Raw genomic sequence first — 20,997 nt, forward strand, 5'->3', positions numbered from 1 at the left:
GCGTCACCAGTTGGGCTGGCTCGGCGGGTCGGGCAGGGCCGCGCCGGCCGGGTGCATCACATAGGCGACGCCGCGCGAGGAGTTGAGCCACGCGCTCTCGAACTCCGCTCGGCCCACGGGTTTGCGCACATCCTCATCGGTGGGGGAGTTGGGGTCGTTGAGGATCGGCTCGCCGTCGGCGGTGAAGCCGACGAGGGCGATCAGGTGGCCGTTGGTGGAGTAGTCGAGCCCGGGGATTTCGTGCTTGCCGAAGGAGGCCGAGAGCACGAGCGGCAGCCCGGCCTCGATGAAGAGCTCCGCCTCGTTGAGCGAGCGCAGCCGGGTGACGAAGCCCTCGAGCCCGTAGCGGCCCGCATATGCCACGTTGAACGGCCAGTTGCCGCAGCCCACGTAGTTGTAGTCGAAGCAGTGCCGCGCGGCGTGGTCGACCCAGCGGTCCTGATAGGACTGATCGACCCACGCGTAGTCGTCGGTCGGCGGCAGCGCCCCCCAGTAGCTCATCACCATCGAGGTGCAGGTCGGGCTGCACCAGGCCTGCCCGCCGTTGTCGTACTGCGGGTACTCGCCGACGTGGATCTCCTGGGAGAACCGGGGGACCTCCAGGGTCACGCCGAGGGCCGCCTGCGGCGTCGAGGGAGTGATCCGGCCCGGCTCGGGCAGGCACGACGCGACGGCGCCGAGCGAACGCAGGGTCGGGGTGAGCTCCGAGCCGATGGGGCGCAGCAGGGTCACCCGGAGCTGCCAGCGATGCAGCTCACGCCCGGGGGTCGCGACGAAGGTGTCGACGGAGACCGTGCCGTCGGCGTCGCCCTGCGCGGGGACCGAGGTGCGGCGCAGCACGGCGTCATCGGCCGCCCAGCGCGCCACGACATACCACTTCGTGAAGGAGCCGGTCGATGTCGCGCCGCGCAGCTCGATCTGGATCCAGCTCCCGCCGGGAGTGGACGCGATCCACGACGAGATGATCTCCTTGGCGCCGAAGCCCGGTGCGACCTCCATCGATGTCCACGTGGCGAACTCGTAGGTGCCGGTCGCTCCGGAGTGCGGGTCCGGGTAGGTCAGCCGCCCCGCCGGCGTGCCGAAGGTGATCGCGTCGCCACCGACCACGGTGCCGATCGCCGTCCCGGCCCGGAAATCGGCGTCGGTCCGCCAGCGGCGGAAGTAGATATCGTTGGGCGTCACTCGCCGAGTGGGGTCAGTCGGGAGCGTCTCCGCAGCCGGGGCGGCACCTGGGCCGACCACACCGGCACTGAACGCGGTGCGAAGTACACTGCGTCTTCTCATGTTCGTAAGCGTGGACGACGCGGCATTCGTTCGCAAGGCTTCGGAACGAAAGGAGGAGTGCGGATGCGTGTTCTCGTCATCGAGGACGAGCGCCACCTCGCCGATGCCATCGCTCGTGGCCTGCGCAGACACGGGATGGCGGTCGACGTCGCCTATGACGGTGACGCGGGCCAGGAAGCCGCCTTCATCACCCGTTACGACGTGGTCGTGCTCGATCGGGACCTGCCCGGCGTGCCGGGCGACCAGATCTGCGCCGAACTCGCCGCCTCCGGCACGCTGACGCGGGTGCTGATGCTGACCGCGAGCGGCTCCGTCGCCGACCGGGTGGCCGGGCTCGGCCTCGGTGCCGACGACTACCTGCCGAAACCCTTCGCCTTCGACGAACTCGTGGCGCGCGTGCAGGCGCTCGGCCGCCGGGCCACGCCGGTGACGCCGCCGGTCCTCAAGGTGGCCGATCTCACCCTCGACCCGGCGAAGCGCACCGTGCACCGGGCCGGGCAGCTCATCGAGCTCACCAACAAGGAGTTCGGCCTGCTGGAGGAGCTGCTGCGGGCCGACGGCTCGGTCGTCTCCACCGAGGAGCTGCTGGAGCGGGTCTGGGACGCCAACGCCGACCCCTTCACGACGATCGTCCGGGTCACGATGCGTACGCTGCGGCGCAAGCTCGGCGAACCACCGCTGATCGAGACCCTCTACGGTGCCGGCTACCGGATCGTGATGCCGTGACCGGTCCCGTGGTCCGGACCGAGGTCCAGCGCCGCGGCCGGCGACTGCGCCCCACGCTGCGCCTGCGGCTGACCCTGCTCAACGGCGTGCTCCTCGTCGGGGCCGGGATCCTGCTGATCAGCATGTCGTTCCTGCTCGTCTCGGACGCCCTGCACCCGGCCGAGCAGCTCCGCGACGGCACCCGGGTCGTCCTCGCCAACGGCAGCGAGCTCGACGCCCGCGAGTGGCAGGAGCTCATCTCGCGCGAGGCACGCAACGAGATCATCGCGAAGGGGCTGCTGGCCCTGCTCGCCATCAGCGTGGTCGGCGTCGCCGGCGGGTACGCCGTGGTCGGCCGCGCGCTGCGCCCCCTGCAATCGGTGACGGCGACCGCCCGGCAGCTCTCGGGGCAGACGCTGAGCCGCCGCATCAACTACGCCGGTGCCGACGACGAGGTCGCCGAGCTCGCCGACACCTTCGACGAGATGCTGGACCGGCTCGCCCTCGCCTTCGACTCGCAGCGGCGCTTCGTCGCCAACGCGTCGCACGAGCTGCGCACGCCGCTGGCGGTGATGCGTACCGAGATCGACGTGACGCTCTCCGACCCGACCGCCGACGTCAAGGAGCTGCGCCGGATGGGAACCGTCGTCAGCGACGCCTCCCAGCGCGCCAACGCCCTCGTCGACGCGCTGCTCGTCCTGGCGCGCAGCGAGGCCGCGACGGCACTGTCCCGCCGCGAACCCGCCGATCTCGCCGACGGGGTGCCGCGGGCCATCCAGGCGCTCGGCAACGAGGTGAAGCGGCTCGCCCTCGGCATCGACGTCGACCTGGAGGCGTCGCGGGTCGTCGGCGACCCCAGCCTGCTGGAGCGGCTCGCGGGCAACCTGATCGAGAACGCCGTGCGCTACAACCACCGCGGCGGCCGGATCTGGGTGCGGACCGCCTCGACCGCCGACCACGCCACGCTGGTGGTCGGCAACACCGGATTCGAGGTGGAGCAGGCCGACGTGCCCGGGCTCTTCGAGCCGTTCCGCCGGGGCGGCCGGGAACGAACCGGTGCCCGGGGCGCCGGACTCGGCCTCTCCATCGTCCGAGCGGTCTGCGACGCGCACGGCGGGACCGTGAGCGCCATCGCCCTTCCCGGCGGGGGACTAGAGGTGACCGTGGCATTGCCACTAGCATCGGCCGGGTGACTGCGTTGATTCGACACATCACAGTGGACTGTGCCGATGCCTATGCCCTCGCCGGGTTCTGGAGCGAGGTCACGGGTTATCCGCGTCACCCCGACGACAAGCCGGGGGATCCAGCGTCCCTGCTCATCGCGCCCGACGGCGAGGGCCCGGGACTGCTGTTCGTGCAGGTGCCCGACGGCAAGTCGGTGAAGAACCGGCTCCACCTCGACCTGCAGCCGACCGATCGCAAGCGCGACGAGGAGGTCGACCGGCTGATCGGGCTCGGCGCCAAGCTCGTCGACGACCACCGCAAGGGCGACGGCACCGGCTGGGCCGTGCTCGCCGACCCCGAGGGCAACGAGTTCTGCGTCGAGCGCAGCCTCGGCGAGCGCGCCTGACCCCGCATCACCGCACCGCACTCGTCGGCACCGCGCTCCGTGCTGCAACGCGCCACGCTTTGCAGCAAAGCGTGGCCTTCGGCGCGGGAATGGCCACGCTTTGCTGCAAAACGTGACACGGGCGCGGCTTGCGCCGCAGGAACGGCTCTCACCACTCCCACGTCACGCCGTAGGCGCCGGGCGTGGGGTCCAGGGTGATGAACTGGATCGTGTGCGGTGGCCGGGCGATCTCCGCCTCCCGGATCCGCTGCACCGGCAGGGTGTTGCGCGGCTGATAGTGGCTGTAGCAGCGGGCCGGCACCCGGCTCGGGTCGAACGAGACCTGCAGCGTCAGGTCCCGCGACGGCCGGGAGATCTCCAGCCGGATGTAGTTCTGGTGCTGGCCGGGCGGGTAGCGCAGGCCGAACTCGATCATCGCCAGCTCCCCGGCGGCAAGTGGATAGTCCAGCAGGAACTCGAAGACGCAGGTGGAGCTCGGCACGTCGGCCCGGAAGCGCGCCGGCCGGCACCCCTCGGCGAAGGTCACCGTCGGCGGCTGGGGCAGCGTGGCGCAGCGGGAGACGAAGATGACCCGGCGGGTGTCGTCACGATCGGCGCGGACGATGCGGCGCACGTGGATCGACTCCTCACACCCCTGCGCGTCGATCCGGTAGGCGACGCTCTGCGAGAGCTTGAGCGGCTGAGCCAGATCGTCGGGGGTGGCGTCGACCTTCGCCAGCACCCGCAGGACCGACTCCGGGTGGTACCAGAAGGCGTCGTACCGCAGATTGGTGTTGAATTTCGGCAGCCAGCTGCCGCGCGGCCGACGCGGCCCGACCAGCGCGGCGAGCGCGCCCGACGGGACGCCGAGGATCTCCTCCAGGGCTGCGAGCGCGGCGAGCGAACCCAGGCGTTCCGGTTGGGTGGCGCCGGTCTGCCAGTAGCTGATCGTGCTCGCGCTGAGCGGGGTCTCCCGCTCGCGCAGTCGGCGGGCGAGGTCGTCGAGGCTGAGTCCGCTGCGCTGGATCGCCGCGCGCAGGCTTCCGCTGAACTCGGTCGCACCGGCCCCCATCGATTCAACCACCTCCCCTCGCCTCGATGCGGCAGCAAGCCACACTAAAGAAGGACACCGTCCCCCGATCGTGAGTATGCATCCAGGGTTATCCAGACGGCTATGGCTGATGGCATTGACGAAGGTCGTCGCCTGGCTAGGGTTCGAGGCACCGAATAGCCCTACGCCGGACGAGGGACACGATGCGATTCTTGCGAAGCGGCGGATCCGCCGCACTCCTCCTCGTCGGCGGCCTGCTGGTCGGTGCCGGACCGGCCACCGCCACTGTCCCGGCACCGGACCTGGTGGCGATGGTGCTGCCGGAGCCGGCGGCCCAGGTGGCGCAGCTCGCCGAGCCGGGCACGCTGGCCCGCCATGTCGCCGTCAGCGGCGCGGGTGTGGCGGCGGCACCGCAGCTCGTCTGCGACCGGGGCGCCCACTGGCTGCGACTGCGCTTCACGGAGCTGGCCCTGCGCGGGTCGGACCGGCTGACCCTGACGGGTTCGGCGGGCGGCAGCACGGTCCTGACCGCCAAGAACTGGCCCGGCCAGGCGTTTCACACCCGTGCGCTGCGCGGCGACTGCGTCCAGGTGAGCCCCGCGATCGCCGATCCGGCGAGCCGCTTCACGATCGACGCACTGCAGTCGGGCGCGCAGCCCCTCGCGGCCGCGACGGTGACGGTCGCCGCCGCCGGTGACATCTGCGGTGAGGCGTGCAACCAGACCGACGACCTGGTCACGGCGATGGCGCCGACCGCGGTGATCACGATGGGCGACAACGCCTACGAGAGCGGCACGCTGGCGGAGTACAACGCGAATTACCAGCCCACGTGGGGTGCCTTCAAGTCGATCACCTATCCGGCGCCGGGCAACCACGAGTACCAGACCTCGGGCGCCGCGGGCTACTTCGACTACTTCAACGGTTCCGGTGTCCAGAATGGACGGGCGGGTCAGCGCGGCCAGGGCTACTACAGCTTCAACGTGGGCGACTGGCACTTCGTGGCGCTCAACTCCAACATCGCGATGACGGCCGGCTCGGCGCAGGAGGTGTGGCTGCGCAACGACCTCACCGCCAACACCAAGCCGTGCACCGCCGCCTACTGGCACCACCCGCGCTTCGCCAAGGGCAGCTACGGCGACAACACCGACGTGCTGCCGCTCTTCCAGGCGCTCTATGACAACCAGGCCGACCTCGTCTTCAACGGGCACGACCACAACTACGTACGCTTCGCGATGTCCCGCCCCGACGGCACGAAGGACACCGTCAACGGCATCCGCGAGCTGCTCATCGGCACCGGCGGGCGAGCGCTCTACACCACCACCAGCCCCACCGCCGCCACTGTGGAGGTCAGCAACAACAACACCTACGGCGTGGGCAAGCTGACGCTGACGGCGACCGGATACACCGCGGCCTTCGTACCGGTGGCCGGGCGTACCTTCACCGATTCGGTGACCGGCACCTGCAAGCGCGCCGCGACTTCACCGGACTTCACCGTCACCACGGTCCCGACCGCGCTCTCCGTGCCGCGGGTCTCGTCCGGGTCGGCGACGGTCCGGGTCACCAGCACCGGTGGCTTCGCCGCCGCGACCGCGTTGACCGTCTCGGGCCTGCCGACCGGCGTCTCCGCCGCGATCACGCCGCCCTCGGTGACGCCGCCCGCCAACGGCACCGCCACCGCGACGCTGAACCTCACCGTCTCGGCGACCGCCGCGCTCGGCACCACGAACCTCACCGTCACCGGCACGTCGGGCGCGCTGACCAGGACGGCGACGATCCAGCTCACCGTCACCGCGGGCGGCGGCACGGTCTTCACCGACGACTTCGAGACGAACAAGGGCTGGACGATCAACCCGGCCGGGTCGGACACCGCGACCTCGGGGCGGCTCGAACGCGGTGACCCCGAGCAGACCACCTCGACCGTCAACAGCCAGATCAAGCAGCTCGGCACGACGCCGAGCGGGGTCAACTGCCTCGTCACCGGGCGACTCGCCGGATCGAGCTACGGCGCCAACGACCTCGACGGCGGCACCACCTCGGCCCGCTCGCCGCTGATCACGCTGCCGACGGGCACGCTGACGCTGTCGCTGAAGTCCAACGTGGCCTACGGCAGCAACTCCTCGACCGCCGACTATCTGCGGATCTCGGTCGTCGACGGTGCCACCACGACCAAGGTCTTCGAACGGCTGGGTGCGGCGACCGAGGTCGCCGGTGCCTGGCAGACCGCCACGGTGAACCTCTCGGCCTACGCGGGCCGGTCGGTCTATCTGCTGATCACCGCAGCGGACGCGAGCACGGCAAGCCTCTTCGAGGCGCAGGTCGACGACATCGCGATCGTCACGTCGTAGCTCGGTGTGGAGAGGCGGCCGGAGGGACGAGGACCCCCTCCGGCCGATCTCCGCTTCAGCACAACCCCGGAGGTAGCACCCGCGTGTACGTCACCACTCCGTCCCTTCCCGGCGGAACCAGGGCGGTCCCGGCGACCGTGATCGGCCTCGGCATCGTCAGCCTCGTCACGGACGCGTCGGCGGAGATGGTGACCGCGATCCTGCCGCTCTACCTCGTCTACGGGCTCGGGCTGGGCTACCTGCAGCTGGGACTGCTCGACGGCCTCTACACCGGCGCCACGGCGCTGCTGCGGCTCGGCGGCGGGCACCTCGCCGACCGGTGGGGGCGCCCCAAGGCGGTGGCGGTCGCGGGCTACGGCATCTCCGCGCTCACCAAGCTCGCCTTCCCGCTGGTCGGGGCCTCCGCCGCCGGTATCGGCGCCACCATCGCCGCGGACCGGGTCGGCAAGGGGATCCGTACCGCACCGCGCGACGCCATGATCACCGCAGCCACTCCGCCGGAGACGTTGGGGCGGGCGTTCGGCGTGCACCGGGCGCTGGACACCGCCGGTGCGCTGATCGGGCCGCTGATCGCGTTCGCCCTGATCACGCTGGTGGCGGGTGGCTACGACACGGTCTTCGTGACGAGCTTCTGCCTCGGCGCGATCGCCGTCCTCATCCTGATCTTCTTCGTCGACGTGCCCGGTGCCCGACCCGCGGTCCCGATCGCCGTCCGCGAAGGGGTCCGGCTGCTGCTGCGCCCCGAACTGCGGCGGATCTGCCTCGCCGCCGGGCTGCTCGGGCTGCTCACCGTCGGCGACATGTTCCTCTTCCTCGCCGTGCAGCGCAGCGCCGGGCTCCCCAGCGAACTGCTGCCGCTGCTGCCGCTCGGGACCGCGCTCACCTTCATGGTCGCGGCGATCCCGGTGGGCAGGCTCGCGGATCGGCTCGGGCGTCGACGGGTCTTCCTCGCCGGGCACGCCCTGCTCATCGGGGCATACGGGTTCGTCGCGGTCGGCGGGGCGGGGTGGTGGGTCGCGGGTGCCGCCCTTCTCCTGCACGGGATCTTCTATGCCGCGACCGACGGCGTGCTGATGGCGCAGGCCGGACCGCTCCTCCCCGCGGAGCTGCGCGCCAGCGGGCTCGCGGTGGTGCAGACGGTGCAGGCGCTGGCGCGGTCGCTCGGCGCGGTCGGCTTCGGCTTCGCCGCCCAGGCCTTCGCTCTGACCTGGGCGTTCACCGGTTACGCGGTCGCGCTCGCGGCCGCACTCGGCCTGCTCACGCTCCGGGCCGCACGATGAACAAGCGCCACGTCGGCATCGCCCTCATCGTCGCCCTCGTGCTCGGCGGCGCGGGCTACGTCACCTGGCGCGCGCTCCCGAGCACCGAGGCCCAGGCCGCGCCGCTCGACCTGACCCGGCCCGGCACGCTCATCGCCGTCTCCACAACCGATCAGCGGGTACGCCAGACCGCGCCCTCCGGCACCGCCGGAACGGGACCGGCGTGCCAGCGCTCCTACGCCGCCGCGGGCACCCTGATCTGCCTGCGCTCCGCCCTGCCGATGGGCTTCCAGGCCGCGATCTTCGACCGGGAGATGGTGCTGCGCAAGACGATCGACCTCTGGGGCACCCCCAGCCGCGCCCGGGTCTCGCCGTCGGGCCGCCTCGTCGCCTGGACCGTCTTCCACAGTGGAGATTCCTACCTGCGCGACGGCGAGTTCTCCACGATCGCGGGCGTCTACGACCTGTCGACCGGGGAGCATTACGGCTCCCTGGAGGACTTCAGCGCGACGATCAACGGGGTGATCGTGCGGATGGACGAGCACGTGAACTACTGGGGGATCACCTTCGCCGCCGATGACCGGACCTTCTACGCCACGATGGCGCTGGCTGGTCGGACCTGGTTGGTGCGAGGCGACCTGGTCGCGCGGACGCTCGTCGCGATCGGGACCGACGTGGAGTGCCCGTCGCTGTCGCCGGACGGGACGCGGATCGCCTACAAGAAGCGGGTCGCCGGTGGGTGGCGGCTGCATGTGGCGCCGCTGGCGGGGTTCTCAGTGACGGGGTCGGCGCCGTCGGTTGCGTTGGCGGAGGTGCTCTCCGTGGACGACCAGCCCGCGTGGGCCGACGAGACGACGGTCGCTTACGGGGTGAACGGCGCGATCTATGCCGTCCCCGCCGATGGGAGCGGTGCTCCGACGTTGTTGCGCTCGGCGTCGTCGTCCCCGTCGTTCCCCTGACCCGCCGCGCCCCAAGACCGCCGCGCCCCCAGGCCGCCGCGCCCCCAGACCATCGCGCCCAAGATCGTCGCAACTCTTGAAGAGTTGGTGTTATTCGCCGCAACTCTTCAAGAGTTGCGGCGATCTTGGGGCGCGGATTTCAAGTGCTCGCCGACGAGGAGGTGGGTGGTTGCTCGGGCTGGTCCGCGTGGCGCGGGTTCGCGATCTTCTCCGTGGGAGATCACGTCGCTTTCCCTGAAGCAGACGTGATCAATGCCCAAGATCACGTCTGCTTCAGGGAAAGCGACGTGATCTTCGGGCCGCGCGCGTGGTGATCGCACCAAGTTTGGGGAAACGGTGTGATCACCGACCGCATGATCGGCGCAACTCTTGAAGAGTTGCGCCGATCATGAGAGCGAGCCTTACGCGGGGAGGGTGACTACGCCGGGGGCGGCGAAACGCTTGCCCGTCACCTTCTCCGACGTGCCGGAACGGTCCAGGTAGGGCGTGATCCCACCGAGGTAGAACGGCCATCCGCCGCCGAGGATCATGCAGAGGTCGATGTCGGCCGGGTCGGCGACGACACCCTCGTCCAGCATGATCCGGATCTCCTGGGCGAGGGCGGCGACGGCGCGGTCGCGTACCTCCGCCTCGGACAGCGGCGCGTCACCGACCTGCAGCAGCGCGACCACCTCGGGGTTGACCTCCTCATCCACGATCAGCGGGAGGCCCGACTTCACGATGGCGCCGAGGTTGGCCGACAGGCCGAACCGGTCCGGGAACGCCTCGTGCAGCACGGTGCCGACGTGCGCGCCGACGGCCGGGCCGACGAGCTGGAGCAGCTCGAACGGGCGCATCGGCAGGCCCAGCGGGTCGAGGGCGCGGTTGGCGACGTCGACCGGGGTGCCCGCGTCGATCGCGGCGTAGATCTCCGAGAAGAGCCTGGTCATGATGCGGTTGGCGACGAACGCGGGAGCGTCCTTCACCAGCACGCACGACTTGCGCAGCTTCTTGCCGACCGCGAACGCCGTCGCGAGCGTGGCGTCGTCGGTCTGCTCGGCGCGGACGACCTCCAGCAGCGGCATGATCGCGACCGGGTTGAAGAAGTGCAGGCCGACGACGCGCTCGGGGTGCTCCAGGCCGCTGGCCTGCGCGGTCACCGAGAGCGAGCTGGTGTTGGTGGCGAGCACGCAGTCGGGCTTCACGATCTGCTCGACCTCGGCCCAGACCTTCTGCTTGACGCCGAGGTCCTCGAAGACCGCCTCGATGACGAGGTCGGCATCGGCGAAGGCCGACTTGTCGACGCTGCCGGTGACGAGTCCGCGCAGCTTGGCAGCGGTGCCGACGGCCATACGGCCCTTGGCGACCGCCTTGTCGATCTCGTTGTGGACATAGCCGACACCCTTGGCGACCCGCTCGGCGTCGAGGTCGGTGAGGACCACCGGCACCTCCAGGCGCCGGGCGAACAGCAGCGCGAGCTGCGACGCCATCAGACCGGCACCGACGACGCCGACCTTGGTGATGTCGCGGGCGAGCGTGGGGCTCGGTGCACCGGCCGGGCGCTTGGCCCGCCGCTGCACCAGGTCGAAGGCGTAGAGCCCGGCCCGCAGCTCCTGGCTCATCACCAGGTCGGCGAGCGCCTCGTCCTCGGCGGCCGTGCCGTCTTCAAAGGAAGCAGTGCGGGCCAGCGCCAGCAGCTCCAGGGCCTTCGTCGCGGCCTTGGACGCGCCGTGCAGCTTCTTGTCGAGCTCGCCACCGGCGAAGCCCAGGACGGCGTCCCACATCTCGCTGCGGTCGACCTCAGCCCGCTCGACGGTGATCGTGCCGCCGACGACACCGGCGGCCCACTCCAGCGACCGCTCCAGGAAGTCGGCCGGCTCGAAGAGCGCGTCCGACATGCCGAGCTCGTGGGCCTGCTTCGGCTTGAGCATCTTGTTCTGCATGAGCGGGTTCTGCACGATGACCTGCGCGGCACCGATGACGCCGATCAGGTTCGGCAGCAGCTGCGTGCCGCCCCAGCCGGGCACGAGGCCCAGCGACACCTCGGGCAGCGCGAGCGCCGCAGCGCCCGAGCTGAGCGTCCGGTAGTGGCAGTGCAGCGCCAGCTCCAGGCCGCCGCCCATCGCAGCGCCGTTCACAAAGGCAAAGGTGGGTACGCCACTGTCGCGCAACCGGGCGAACACCCGGTGCCCGAGCTGACCGATCTCGAGAGCCTGCTCCCGTTCGGTGACGAGGGCGATCCCGGTGATGTCGGCACCGACGCAGAAGATGTAGGGCTTGCCGGTGACGGCGATGAAGGCCGGGTCGGCGGCGAGCGCGGTGGTGATCGCCTCGTCGAGGCTGGCGAGCCCCGCCGGGCCGAGCGTGTTGGGCTTGGTGTGGTCGAGCCCGTTGTCGAGCGTGATCAGTGCGGCGGGCTTGTCGAGCCCCGGCACGCGTACCGACCGGAGGAGCGCCTTGGTGACTACCTCGCTGGGGTTGACGACGGTCACTTCGACTCTCCTGTCCAGTTGGGGTTCTCCCAGATCACGGTGCCGCCCATGCCGATGCCGATGCACATCGCGGTGAGCCCGTAGCGGACCTCCGGGTGCTCGGCGAAGTGGCGGGAGAGCTGGGTCATGAGGCGTACGCCGGAGGAGGCGAGCGGGTGCCCGATCGCGATGGCGCCGCCCCACGGGTTGACGCGCGGGTCGTCGTCGGAGATGCCGAAGTGGTCGAGGAACGCGAGCACCTGCACCGCGAAGGCCTCGTTGAGCTCGAACAGGCCGATGTCGTCGATGGTGAGACCGGCCAGGCGCAATGCCTTCTCGGTCGACGGGATCGGGCCGATGCCCATGATCTCCGGCTCGACGCCGACGAATCCGTAGCTGACCAGCTTCATCCCGACCGGCAGGCCGAGCTCCTCGGCGACCTCGCCGGCGACGAGCAGGCAGGCGGTGGCGCCGTCGTTGAGTCCGGCCGCGTTACCGGCGGTGACCCGGCCGTGCGGACGGAACGGGGTCTTCAGCGTGGCGAGTTTCTCCAGGCTGGTGGCGCGGGGCGCTTCGTCCACCGTGGAGAGTCCCCAGCCGCCGTCGGCGTCGCGCACGGCGACGGAGACGAGGTCGGGCTGGAGCTTGCCGGCGGCGTAGGCCGCTGCTGTCTTCTCCTGCGAGGCGAGGCCGTAGGCGTCCACCCGCTGCTTGGTGACCTCGGGGAGCCGGTCGTGCAGGTTCTCCGCCGTCGAGCCCATGACGAGGGCGGACGGGTCGACGAGCTTCTCGGCGAGGATGCGCGGGTTGGGGTCGACGCCCTCACCCATCGGGTGGCGGCCCATGTGCTCGACGCCGCCCGCGATCGCCACGTCATAGGCGCCGAACGCGATGCCGGAGGCGACCGTGGTCACCGCGGTCATCGCGCCCGCGCACATGCGGTCGATCGAGTAGCCGGGGACGGTCTTGGGCAGGCCGGACAGGAGTGCGGCGGTGCGCCCGATCGTCAGGCCCTGGTCGCCGATCTGGGTCGTCGCGGCGATGGCGACCTCGTCGACCCGCTCCGGGGGCAGCTGCGGATTGCGGCGCAGCAGCTCACGGATGCAGCGGATGACGAGATCGTCGGCGCGGGTCTGCGAATAGACGCCGCCGGCCTTGCCGAACGGTGTGCGGACGCCGTCGACAAAGACGACGTCGCGAACGGAGCGGGGCACTGAGCCTCCTCGGGAGAGTAGGTGGTACCCCTGATGTTACTCGCGAGTAAGACTAGTTGGGGAGTGCCCCCGCCAACTCCGTCGCCAGCAGGTCGATCTGCCAGCGCCGGGCACCGTACCGAGCGAGCTCCGCAGTGATCGTTGTCACGTCGATCGGGTCCGGCGGCTCCCAGGCGAGACGGCGGACGGTCTCCGGCGTGATGAGGTTCTCCGGCGGCACGTTGAGCTCCGTGGCGATGCTCATCACCACCGCGCGGCACCGGCCCAGACGCTCCGCCGCGACCGGGTCCTTCTCGCTCCAGCGATGCGGGGGAGGCGGCCCGTCGAAGCTCGGCGTCGTCGGCAGGGCGCTGTCGGGCAGCTCCCGCGCCTCGGCGAGCGCATCGAGCCAGGTCTGGGCGAGGCGACGGATCGAGCGGCCGCCGAAGCCGGGCAGGAGCAGCAGCTCGCGCTCGTCCTTCGGGTCCATCTCGGCGGCGGCCACGATCGCGGTGTCCGGCAGCACCCGGCCCGGTGCCGTGTCGCGCCGGGAGGCGATGGTGTCGCGGGCGTACCAGAGTGCGCGTACCCGGGACTGGGCGCGCGCACCGCGGACCCGGTGCATCCCGGAGGTACGCCGCCACGGATCCACCCGGACCTTCGCCGGCTGGCCCCCGCCCACGACGAGCGCGGCGAACTCCTGCGCCGCCCACTCGGTCTTGCCCTGCTTCGCCAGCTCCTCGACGAGCAGGTCCCGCAGCTCCACCAGCAGCTCGACGTCGAGCGCGGCGTAGGTGAGCCAGGACTCCGGCAGCGGTCGGCTGGACCAGTCGGCGGCGGAGTGGTGCTTCTCCAGCGAACGGCCGAGCAGCTGCTCGGTGAGCGCGGCGAGGCCGACCCGCTCGAACCCGGCGAGCCGGGCCGCGAGCTCGGTGTCGAAGAGCTTACGGGGACGCAGTCCGACCTCGGCGAGGCAGGCGAGGTCCTGGCTGGCCGCGTGGAGAACCCACTCGGTGTCGGCGAGCACCTCGTCGAGCGACGAGAGGTCGGGCAGCGGCACGGGATCGATGAGAGCCGTGCCGGAACCACGCCGCCGCAGCTGCACCAGGTAGGCCCGCTGGCTGTAGCGGTAGCCCGAGGCACGCTCGGCGTCGAGGGCGACAGGGCCCACGCCGCCCTTGAAGCGGTCGATGATCTCGGCGAGCTGGGCCGAGGTCGTGGCAGGGACGGGCGTCCCCTCGGCCGGAGCCGTCAGGGGCGTGGAGGGCGGACCCGGGTCGCCGGGCGGGGCGACGGGCTCGGATGATGCCTCTGTTGCAGCGTCATTCGGACCTTCGCCTGCCGTGCGGGTGCGGGTCCGACGGCGCAGGGGTGGTACGTCGGTCACGCCTTACACCGTATGCGTACGCGGGGGTAGCGCGCGCGATGCCACCCCCGGCGCGTCTGTTCGGCCACATGATGCGCACCGTTTCGGTACGCCTGATCGGCACTCGGTGAATCACTGCTGACAGGTTTGCGCTGTACCGCTACTGTCTCCCGTGCCGTGACCGCGATCATGTGGAAGCGGAAACGGGGAGGTAGACCGCACATGCAGCCGCAGCTGCCGCAACAACCTGTGTACGCCCAGCAACCGCCGACATATTACGCATATCCGCCGGTTCAGCCCACGTACCCGCCACAGTACCCGCCCGCCCAGCAGCCTCCGGGCATGCAGCCGCCCGGCATGCAGCCCCCGGGTGGGCAGCCGCCGGTGCCGGTTCCGCCACCGCCGCGTCGACCGGTCTGGCGCATGATCGTCGTGGCGGTGGTTCTCGTCGCGCTGGGTGCCGTGACCACCTGGCAGGCCCTGCGCATCGATCGCCTGGAGGACCGTCTCGCCGACGCCCAGGGCGCGAGCGCGGCCGACCGGAATGCCGCGAAGGCCGCCGCCGACCTGCTCGCGGGGCGGGTCTCCAGCCTGGAGAAGGACAACTTCAAGGCTGACAAGATCGCCGCCGCGGCGCTGCCGAGCGTCTTCCGGGTGACCGCGGGGCGCTTCAGCGGAACCGCCTTCGTGGTCGGCAAGGCCAACGCCGGTGGCGGCAGCAACCTCTTCACCAACTTCCACGTGGTGCAGTCGGTCTGGGACGGCGGCGGCCGTACCGTGGCGATCGCGCACCGTGACCTGCGCTTCTCGGCCAAGATCGTTCAGGTCGACAAGGAGAAGGACCTCGCGGTCCTGGAGTCGACGGAGAAGTTCCCCAGCCTCGCGACCGCGACGAGTCAGGCGAGCCCCGGCGAGAACATCGTCGTCGTCGGCGCCCCGCTCGGTCTGGAGAGCTCGGTGACGACGGGCGTGGTCAGCGCGGTCCGCGACGTCGCGTCGCTCGGCGGCAAGACCGTCCAGTTCGACGCGCCGATCAACCCCGGCAACTCCGGCGGCCCCGTCATCAACGCGCAGCTCCAGGTCGTCGGCATCGCTAGCGCCAAGCTGCGTGACGCCGAGGGGATCGGGCTCGCGATCCCGATCGACGTCGCCTGCACGCGCTTCCCGATCTGCTCCTGATCCACCGATCGCCGTCGCCACGCGACCTGCGGCACTGGATCGACCCTCACCTGAACCGAAATAACCTTAAATAGGAGAATAAATGTCCCACCCCGAGGGCGCTCCCGCCGCCCCAGAGCCGACCTACCCCGCCGTGGTGCCGACGCAGCCGTCCGCGCCCGCCCAGGAGTCCTACGCCCCGACCGAGGCGCTGCCCGCCGTCGAGCCGACGGCCCCCATCGAGCCGGTCTACACCCCGGCCGAGTCGAGCCATGCTGCGGTCGAGCCGACATACGCCCCGGTAGAGCCGACCCACGCCGCGGTCGAGCCGGTCTATACATCTGCGGAGCCGACGTATCCGCCTGCGGAGCCGGTCTACAACCTCGTAGAGCCGGTCTACACCCCGGTGGAGCCGGTCCACGCCACGGCTGAGTCCACCCGCGCTGCGGTCGAGCCGACCTACACGCCTGCGGAGCCGACGTATCCGCCCGCTGAGCCGGTCCACACGCCGACAGAGCCGGTTTACGCTGCGGTCGAGCCGGTCCACACGCCGGTAGAGCCGACCCACGCCGCGGTCGATCCGGTCTATACCCCGGCCGAGTCGAGCCACGCTGCGGTCGAGCCGGTCTACTCGGCTGCGGAGCCCGCGTACACCCCCGCTGAGCCGGTCTACTCGCCCGTCGAGCCGGTGGCCGCGCCCGTCGAGCCCGTCTTCCTCGCACCTGAGCCGACGGTCGAGCCGGTCGTCGAGCCGGTTTCCACGCCGGTTTTCGAGCCGGTAGCGGCCCACCAGCCCGCGCCGGTCGAGCCCGTCGCGGCGTCGGTCGAGCAGCCCTACGTCGCACCGGTCAGCGCGCCGGCTACCACCGCTCCAGTCGTCGCGGCCCACCAGCCTGCGTCGGTCGAGCATGTCGCGGCGTCGGTCGACTACTCCCACCCGGCGTCCGCGGCGCCGGTCGAGCAGCCGTATGCCGTACCCGTCGTCGCGCCGATCGAGACTGCCGCTCCGGTCCCGCAGCCGGTGGCCGAGGCGGTCCCCGCCGCCCAGCAGACCCTGCCGATCGAGGCGCAGCCTGGCTACCCGCAGCAGCCGGTCCCGCAGCAGGTCGCCCCTCAGGGCTACCCGCAGCAGGGCTACCCGCAGCAGGGATACGCCCAGCAGGGCTACCCGCAGCAGGGCTACACCCCTGGCGCGGTGCCGGTGCCCGCACCGCCGGTCTTCGTCCCGGGCCAGGCGGCTCCGACCGCCTACGGTGCCCCGGTCAGCGCGGTACCGGGATATGCCCCGGTCAGCGCCGTTCCCGGCTACGGCTACCCGGTCAGCGCGATGCCTTACGGCGCGCCGCAGGCCCCCGTCGCCCCGCCGAAGCGGAGCCGAGCCGGCATCATCATCCTCTCGATCATCACGGCACTGCTGGTCCTCAGCACGGCGGCGTTCACCACGCTCTACTTCGTCGAGAAGAGCGAGCGCGAGGCCGCCGACAAGGTCGTGGCCGAGCAGAAGGCGAACCTCACCACGCTGAAGACCGAGCTGGAGGACCTGAAGATCAAGGTCCAGTCCGGCAAGGACGAGCTGACGAAGGTCAACCAGGAGCTGTCGGGGACGAAGAACAACGCGGCCGCGCTGCAGAAGTGCATCGACTCGCTCGACACGTTCTTCTCCAGCCCCACCTCGGCGCATGGCAAGGCCGTCGACAAGGCGTGCGAGGCGTACCTGTAGCTAGTGATCTTGATCACTGAGTGGGGCGGGCCGTCGGTGACGGCTCGCCCCTACTTGTTGACGGGCAGCGCGGTGACCCCGGGCGGCGGAAGCCCGGCCGTCGAGGCGAGCAGTGCGCACCAGGCCATCAGGTGGTCGTCGAAGTTCTCCCCGAGCGGGGTCCAGGAGGCCCGGATCTCCAGGTCGGTCTCGATCGGCGGTCCGGTGAGATCCCCGAAGCGGGTCGAGAGCGTCTGGGTGACGGTGCCGCCGATCGCCGCGTAGCCGGTCTCGTACGCATCGAGCGCGTCGACGAGCCACGACCAGCCGACCTGCGGCAGCAGGGGATCCGCGGCGAGCTCGGGTTCGACCTCGGCGGTGAGATAGGTGACGAGCCGCATCGTGCCGCCCCAGGCGGGGTGGCCTGCGGGATCGTGCAGCAGGATGAGGCGGCCGGTCGCGACCTCCTCGCCGTCGCGCAGCACCTCACCGCTGAGCGCGAACGCCTCGGGGGCGAGTTTCGTCGGCGCGCTGATCTCGCTGAGGGATATTTCCGGTCGAGGCTTGGTCGAGCGCAGCAGATCGACCGCGCGCGTGAAGATCTCCGTTTGCGCGGAAGAATGCGGCAGCGTGGTCGGGGGCGCCATACCCGCAGAGCCTAGGCCTGAGTTGGCCGATGCAGGGCCACGCCGCGCCGACCCGGCAAGCTCTGGCATCACAGGGGGTGGCACGATGGGCGGAATGACCAGTCAGTTCCTTAACGCCTGCCGCCGCGAGCCCGTGTCGCACACGCCGGTCTGGTTCATGCGGCAGGCCGGCCGGTCCCTGCCGGAGTACCGCGACCTGCGGGCCGGCATCGCGATGCTCGACTCGTGCCGCCGGCCCGACCTCGTCTGCGAGATCACCCTGCAGCCGGTGCGCCGCCACGGCGTCGACGCCGCCATCCTCTTCAGCGACATCGTGGTGCCGGTCGCGGCCGCCGGTGTCGACCTCGACATCGTTCCCGGCACCGGTCCGGTCGTCGCCGAGCCGATCCGCAGCCAGGCCGACCTGGCCCGCATCGGCGCCTGGGACCCGACGAGCGTCTCCTTTGTGGACGAAGCGGTCCGGCTGCTCGTCAAGGAGCTCGGTCCGACGCCGCTCATCGGCTTCGCCGGTGCGCCCTTCACGCTCGCCAGCTACCTCATCGAGGGCGGCCCGTCGCGCAACCACGCGCGGACCAAGGCGTTGATGCACGGCGACCCGCAGCTCTGGCACGCCCTCTGCGAGCGGCTCGCCGAGATCACCCTGGGCTTCCTGCGGGTGCAGATCGAGGCCGGGGTCAGCGCGGTGCAGCTCTTCGACTCGTGGGCGGGCAGCCTCTCGGCCGCCGACTACCGGTCCTTCGTCATGCCGCACTCGCAGCGGGTTCTCGGCGGCCTCGCCGACAGCGGCGTCCCGCGGATCCACTTCGGAGTCGGCACCGCACCGCTGCTGGAGGCGATGGCCGAGGCCGGTGCCGACGTGGTCGGCGTCGACTGGCGGACCCCGCTCGACGCCGCCTCCGAGCGCATCGGCCCCGACTACGCCGTGCAGGGCAACCTCGACCCGGTGCTGCTGATGGCGCCCTGGCCGGTGATCGAGGCCGAGGTCGCCCGCATCCTCACCGAGGGCGCGCGCACTCCCGGCCACATCTTCAACCTCGGCCACGGGGTGCTGCCCGAGACCGATCCGACTGTTCTGACCCGCGTCGTGGAGCTGGTTCATGCGCTCAGCCGAGGAGTGAGCGAGCGAAGCGGGGGAGCCCCGCAGGGTGCGCCGGAAACTCCGCTGAGCCAACGATGACCCGTCCCAGGGTCGTCGTCCTCGGCGGCGGCATCACCGGGCTCTCGGCGGCGCTGCGGCTCGCGGAGTCGGCCGATGTGACGCTGATCGAGGCGACCGACCGGCTCGGCGGCAAGATCAGGACTGGTGCGGACGGCATCGAGGACGGCGCCGAGCAGTTCCTCATGCGCGACCCGGCGACCGGCGGCCCCAGCGGTGCGGCCCGGCTCGCCACCACGCTCGGCCTGCCGATCGTGCACCCGGCGATCGGCGCGGCCGGCCTCTACACCGGCGGCGAGCTGCGGCCGATGCCCGGCGGCACCCTGATGGGGATCCCGTCCTCCACACTCGACGGTTTCCGGGTCGAGGCCGCGCGCGACCTCGACCTCGGGACACCGGTGCTCCCGCCAGGAGCGGACGTCGCCGTCGGTCGATTGGTACGCGAGCGGCTCGGTGACGATGTCGTCGACCGCCTCGTCGACCCGCTCCTCGGCGGCGTCTACGCCGGGCGGGCCGATCTGCTCTCCCTCGCCACCACGATGCCGGCCCTGCACGGGCTGCTCACCACCGAGCACACCCTCGGGGCGGCGGTGGCGCAGGCACAGCAGCGCAGCCGGGCGCACAGTGCCGGGGCGGGTCCGGTCTTCGGCGCCGTCGCGGGGGGACTGTCGGGGCTCGTCGACGCCGCCGAGGCCGCCGCGGTCAGGGCAGGTGTGCAGATCCGGCGCGGGGTGCGGGTGACGGCTCTTCGGCGTACCGGCGAGGGTATGGAGATCTTGCACGGCGAGGAGTGGCTCGCCGCCGCGGGCGTGCTCCTCGCGGTGCCCGCGATCCCCGCGGCCCGGATGCTGACCTTCCTGGCGCCCGAGGCGTCGACCGCGATCGCCGAGCTGGAATATGCCAGCCTGGGGCTGGTCGCGCTGGTCCTGCCCGCGTGCGAGCTGCCGGAGGCGTCGGGCTTCCTGGTGCCCGCGACCGAGGGGCTGTCGATCAAGGCGGCGACCTTCCTCAGCGCGAAGTGGCCGTCGCTCGGCGCCGACGGCGAGGTGGTGATCCGGGCCAGCCTGGGCCGCCACGGCGACAGCACCGTGCTGCAGCGGGCCGACGACGACCTGGTCGACATCGTCCGGAGCGAGGTGAGCGTGGTGATCGACCGGCCGCTGCCGCAGCCGCTGCGGACCCGGGTGACCCGGTGGGGCGGCGCGCTGCCGCAGTACGCCCCCGGTCACCTCGATCGCGTCGCCGCCGCCCGCGCCGCCCTGGCCGGGCTCCCGATCACGCTCGCCGGTGCGGCATACGACGGCATCGGCATCCCCGCCTGCGTCGCCTCGGGTGAGGCAGCGGCCGACCTGCTGACCGAATCGATGATTTGACAGGATTGATGACATGACCGAGCAGACCAACGCCGCCCGGACCCGCGAGCTCAACGACACCATCCGCTACACGATGTGGTCGGTCTTCCGCGCCACCGGGCCGCTCCCGGCGATGCGCGACGAGCTGTCGGGCGAGGTCAACGCCCTGTTCGAGCGGCTCGGCGAGAAGGACGTGACCGTGCGCGGCGTCTATGACCTCGCGGGGCTGCGCGCCGACGCGGACGTGATGATCTGGTGGCACTCGTCGTCGTCGGACGCGCTGCAGGACGCCTACGGGCTCTTCCGGCGTACGCAGCTCGGCCGCTGCCTCACCCCGGTCTGGTCGCAGGCGGCCCTGCACCGGCCGGCCGAGTTCAACAAGAGCCACATCCCGGCCTTCCTCGCCGGTGAGCCCGCGCGCGACTACATCTGCGTCTACCCGTTCGTGCGCTCCTACGAGTGGTACCTCCTCCCCGACGATCAGCGCCGCGAGATGCTCGCCGAGCACGGCAAGATGGCGCGCGGCTTCCCCGACGTGCGGGCCAACACCGTGGCGAGCTTCGCGCTCGGCGACTACGAGTGGATGCTCGCCTTCGAGGCCGACGAGCTGCACCGGATCGTCGACCTGATGCGCGAGCTGCGCGCCTCCACCGCCCGGCGGCACGTGCGCGAGGAGGTCCCGTTCTACACGGGCCGCCGCCGCGAGATCGGTGACCTGGTCGCCACCCTGCCGTGACACCGCGCCACGGCAGCGCTGTGGCGGTGGTCACGTGTGAATAACGATCACCCGGGAGCGGCAACGCACCTGCGGAGCTAGCGGTCCT

18 protein-coding genes are annotated in these 20,997 nt (G+C 71.2%); 12 read left to right on the plus strand and 6 right to left on the minus strand.

Translation table 11 applies throughout. The features are described from left to right. Positions 1–3: 3 nt before the first annotated feature. Complete coding sequence (locus tag F4553_RS28795; protein ID WP_312875421.1) at positions 4–1,182, minus strand: C39 family peptidase; 1,179 nt, start codon at positions 1,180–1,182, stop codon at positions 4–6. Between the two features lie 165 nt (positions 1,183–1,347). Here F4553_RS28795 and F4553_RS28800 point away from each other — a divergent pair, with 165 nt between their 5' ends. Genes F4553_RS28800 through F4553_RS28810 form a run of 3 tightly spaced genes read left to right on the plus strand, consistent with a single transcriptional unit; the run spans position 1,348 to position 3,559 of the window. Then, the gene (locus F4553_RS28800) at positions 1,348–2,010 is read left to right on the plus strand and encodes a response regulator transcription factor (protein ID WP_184842030.1); all 663 of its coding nucleotides are present in this window, start codon (positions 1,348–1,350) and stop codon (positions 2,008–2,010) included. Then, positions 2,007–3,182, plus strand: a complete 1,176-nt coding sequence (locus tag F4553_RS28805) for a sensor histidine kinase (RefSeq protein ID WP_312875422.1) — start codon at positions 2,007–2,009, stop codon at positions 3,180–3,182. Before F4553_RS28800 ends, F4553_RS28805 begins: the two co-directional genes overlap by 4 nt. Further along, complete coding sequence (locus F4553_RS28810; RefSeq protein ID WP_184842033.1) at positions 3,179–3,559, plus strand: VOC family protein; 381 nt, start codon at positions 3,179–3,181, stop codon at positions 3,557–3,559. Before F4553_RS28805 ends, F4553_RS28810 begins: the two co-directional genes overlap by 4 nt. A gap of 148 nt (positions 3,560–3,707) precedes the next feature. Here F4553_RS28810 and F4553_RS28815 read toward each other — a convergent pair whose 3' ends face one another. Next, positions 3,708–4,622, minus strand: coding sequence for a helix-turn-helix domain-containing protein (locus F4553_RS28815; RefSeq protein WP_221470523.1), 915 nt, complete (start codon positions 4,620–4,622; stop codon positions 3,708–3,710). Positions 4,623–4,792: 170 nt separating this feature from the next. Here F4553_RS28815 and F4553_RS28820 point away from each other — a divergent pair, with 170 nt between their 5' ends. From F4553_RS28820 to F4553_RS28835, 4 genes are all read left to right on the plus strand, one after another. Beyond that, on the plus strand, positions 4,793–6,934 hold the full coding sequence (locus F4553_RS28820) for a metallophosphoesterase (protein ID WP_246467503.1): 2,142 nt from the start codon (positions 4,793–4,795) through the stop codon (positions 6,932–6,934). Positions 6,935–7,017: 83 nt separating this feature from the next. Beyond that, positions 7,018–8,214 (plus strand): MFS transporter, encoded by a 1,197-nt coding sequence (locus tag F4553_RS28825; RefSeq protein ID WP_312875423.1) that lies wholly within the window; start codon positions 7,018–7,020, stop codon positions 8,212–8,214. After that, complete coding sequence (locus tag F4553_RS28830; protein ID WP_184842036.1) at positions 8,211–9,152, plus strand: TolB family protein; 942 nt, start codon at positions 8,211–8,213, stop codon at positions 9,150–9,152. Before F4553_RS28825 ends, F4553_RS28830 begins: the two co-directional genes overlap by 4 nt. 143 nt (positions 9,153–9,295) lie before the next feature. After that, positions 9,296–9,466: a hypothetical protein gene (locus F4553_RS28835; RefSeq protein ID WP_184842039.1), complete on the plus strand. Its 171-nt coding sequence runs from the start codon at positions 9,296–9,298 to the stop codon at positions 9,464–9,466. An 87-nt stretch (positions 9,467–9,553) separates the two neighbouring features. Here the strand turns inward: F4553_RS28835 and F4553_RS28840 are convergent, their stop codons facing one another. From F4553_RS28840 to F4553_RS28850, 3 genes are read right to left on the minus strand one after another with little or no spacing between them, the layout of a single operon-like run. Further along, positions 9,554–11,623, minus strand: coding sequence for a 3-hydroxyacyl-CoA dehydrogenase NAD-binding domain-containing protein (locus tag F4553_RS28840; protein ID WP_184842042.1), 2,070 nt, complete (start codon positions 11,621–11,623; stop codon positions 9,554–9,556). After that, a complete protein-coding gene (locus tag F4553_RS28845; RefSeq protein WP_184842045.1) occupies positions 11,620–12,816 on the minus strand; it encodes a thiolase family protein in 1,197 nt (398 codons plus the stop codon). The genes F4553_RS28840 and F4553_RS28845 overlap by 4 nt, the downstream gene beginning before the upstream one ends. Positions 12,817–12,868: 52 nt before the next feature. Beyond that, on the minus strand, positions 12,869–14,182 hold the full coding sequence (locus tag F4553_RS28850; protein ID WP_184842048.1) for a ribonuclease D: 1,314 nt from the start codon (positions 14,180–14,182) through the stop codon (positions 12,869–12,871). Between the two features lie 321 nt (positions 14,183–14,503). On the opposite strand from F4553_RS28850, the gene F4553_RS28855 reads away from it, so the two are divergent. Both F4553_RS28855 and F4553_RS28860 read left to right on the plus strand, forming a co-directional pair. After that, positions 14,504–15,340, plus strand: a complete 837-nt coding sequence (locus tag F4553_RS28855) for a S1C family serine protease (RefSeq protein ID WP_246467505.1) — start codon at positions 14,504–14,506, stop codon at positions 15,338–15,340. Between the two features lie 82 nt (positions 15,341–15,422). After that, complete coding sequence (locus F4553_RS28860; protein WP_184842051.1) at positions 15,423–17,039, plus strand: hypothetical protein; 1,617 nt, start codon at positions 15,423–15,425, stop codon at positions 17,037–17,039. Positions 17,040–17,089: 50 nt separating this feature from the next. Here the strand turns inward: F4553_RS28860 and F4553_RS28865 are convergent, their stop codons facing one another. Continuing rightward, positions 17,090–17,665 carry a DUF3000 domain-containing protein gene (locus F4553_RS28865; RefSeq protein WP_184842054.1) on the minus strand — a complete coding sequence of 192 codons (576 nt, stop codon included), beginning with the start codon at positions 17,663–17,665 and terminating at the stop codon, positions 17,090–17,092. Between the two features lie 85 nt (positions 17,666–17,750). Between F4553_RS28865 and hemE the strand changes: the two genes are divergently transcribed. Genes hemE through hemQ form a run of 3 tightly spaced genes read left to right on the plus strand, consistent with a single transcriptional unit; the run spans position 17,751 to position 20,909 of the window. After that, complete coding sequence (gene hemE / locus F4553_RS28870; RefSeq protein ID WP_184842057.1) at positions 17,751–18,842, plus strand: uroporphyrinogen decarboxylase; 1,092 nt, start codon at positions 17,751–17,753, stop codon at positions 18,840–18,842. Beyond that, a complete protein-coding gene (gene hemG, locus F4553_RS28875) occupies positions 18,839–20,194 on the plus strand; it encodes a protoporphyrinogen oxidase (RefSeq protein ID WP_184842060.1) in 1,356 nt (451 codons plus the stop codon). Before hemE ends, hemG begins: the two co-directional genes overlap by 4 nt. A gap of 13 nt (positions 20,195–20,207) precedes the next feature. Further along, entirely contained in the window at positions 20,208–20,909 is a 702-nt protein-coding gene (gene hemQ, locus F4553_RS28880; RefSeq protein WP_184842063.1) for a hydrogen peroxide-dependent heme synthase, read from the plus strand. Positions 20,910–20,997: the final 88 nt, after the last annotated feature.

It is taken from the genome of Allocatelliglobosispora scoriae, assembly GCF_014204945.1.
GTDB lineage: Bacteria > Actinomycetota > Actinomycetes > Mycobacteriales > Micromonosporaceae > Allocatelliglobosispora > Allocatelliglobosispora scoriae.